Below are 2,350 nucleotides of genomic sequence, written 5' to 3' on the forward strand. Positions count from 1 at the left end.
TGAATCGGCTGTCTTAAGGGCCGTATCGGTCATACCTTTACGGGCACCGTGAGTCGAGATAAACATTTCTTGTACGGTCAAACCTTCACGGAAGTTAGACAAGATAGGTAACTCGATGATCTTACCGTTAGGTCCGGCCATCAAACCACGCATACCAGCAAGTTGGGTAAAGTTAGAAATATTACCACGGGCACCTGAATCGGACATGATGAAGAATGGGTTATCTTGATCAAGTGAGTTCATTAGGGCGATTTGGATTTCATCTTTTACTTTGTTCCAAGTATCGATAACTTGGTCATAACGTTCGTCGTTTGTAATCAAACCACGACGGTATTGTTTTGTAATCTTGTCAACACGGTCATGTCCTTTTTGGATAGACGCCGCTTTTGATTCTAGGTTTGTAATATCTGCCACACCTACGGTAATACCTGAACGTGTAGAGTATTTGAAACCTAAGTCTTTCATTTTATCCAAGATAATTGAAGTTTCAGTAATCTTAGATACTTTAAATACTTGTGCGATGATACGCGCTAAGTATTTTTTCTTGAATGGTGAAACCATATCTTGACGACTGATGAACTCTTTTACGTCTGTACCTGGTTCCATGATGAACTTGTCAGATAGAGATGATTCTAAGTTTTCAGTTGTTGGTTCGTTGATGTACGGGAACTCTTCAGGCATTACCTCGTTAAAGAATAATTTACCGATAGTTGTCACCATCAATTTACCTTTTTGGTTTTCAGTCCAAGGTTTTTTAGGTAGTGCATCTGTTGGGAATGCAACTCGTGTATGTAATTGCACGTAACCGTTAGTGTAGGCGATATGCGCTTCATTAATAGAAGACATTAACATACCTTCACCCATTACTTCAGGTTCTTCCATTGTTAGGTAGTAGTTACCTAAGACCATATCTTGAGATGGTGTAACAACTGGTTGACCATCTTTAGGGTTCAAGATATGCGTAGCAGCTAGCATTAATAAACGTGCCTCTGCTTGCGCTTCTTCACCTAATGGTAAATGGACGGCCATTTGGTCACCATCAAAGTCGGCATTGTAGGCTTCACACACAAGGGGGTGAAGACGGATTGCTTTACCTTCAACCAATACCGGTTCAAAGGCTTGGATACCTAAACGGTGTAAGGTAGGTGCTCGGTTCAATAGAACTGGATGTTCACGAATGATTTCGCCTAAAACGTCCCAAACATCTTCATCTTGGTGTTCGATTTTACGTTTTGCATGTTTCACGTTGATTGCCATATCGCGGGCAACTAATTCACGCATTAAGAATGGTTTGAATAATTCAAGGGCCATTTCTTTTGGTAAACCAGCTTGGTACATCTTCAACGAAGGACCAACAACGATTACTGAACGACCAGAGTAGTCAACACGTTTTCCAAGTAAGTTTTGACGGAAACGTCCTTGCTTCCCTTTAAGCATGTGTGACAATGATTTCAATGGACGGTTACCTGGACCAGTAACTGGACGACCACGACGACCGTTATCGAATAAAGCATCAACCGCTTCTTGTAACATACGTTTTTCATTTTGCACGATAATATTTGGTGCATTTAAGTCTAATAGACGTTTCAAACGGTTGTTACGGTTGATTACACGACGGTACAAGTCGTTCAAGTCAGACGTAGCGAAACGACCACCATCTAATTGAACCATTGGGCGTAATTCTGGTGGGATAACTGGAATAACATCCATTACCATCCACGCAGGATCGTTACCTGATTTACGGAAAGCATCTAAAACGTCTAAACGACGAATTGCACGAGTACGTTTTTGACCTTTAGCTGTTTTCAATTCTTCTTTTAATTCAACAACTTCGCTATCAATTTGAACTTGTGATAACAAGGTCTTGATGGCGTCAGCACCCATTGCTGCTTTAAAACCTTCGCCGTACTCGCGTTTGTTATCGCGGTACTCTTTTTCAGATAACAATTGTTTGTAATCTAATGGCGTATCACCAGCATCTGTTACAACGTAAGATGCGAAGTAGATAACTTCTTCAAGCGAACGTGGGCTCATGTCTAACATCAAGCCCATACGAGATGGGATACCTTTGAAGTACCAAATATGTGTTACAGGTGTCGCTAATTCAATGTGACCCATACGTTCACGACGTACTTTAGAACGTGTAACTTCAACGCCACAACGGTCACAGACAACACCAGCATAGCGAATGCCCTTGTATTTACCACAAGAACATTCCCAGTCTTTAGAAGGTCCAAAGATTCTTTCATCGAATAGACCTTCTTTTTCTGATTTAAGTGTACGGTAGTTGATGGTTTCGGGTTTCTTAACCTCACCGTAAGACCATGATCTGATCTTGTCTGGTGAAGCT

General features: G+C 41.3%; 1 protein-coding gene. It reads right to left on the minus strand.

The window, feature by feature from the left end; all coding sequences use genetic code 11:
* The coding region (gene rpoC, locus ACRCJ0_RS12145) for a DNA-directed RNA polymerase subunit beta' (RefSeq protein WP_431390585.1) at positions 1 to 2,350 on the minus strand (2,350 nt) is incomplete at both ends.

The sequence above is a fragment of the Aerococcus sp. L_32 genome (genome assembly GCF_050689315.1).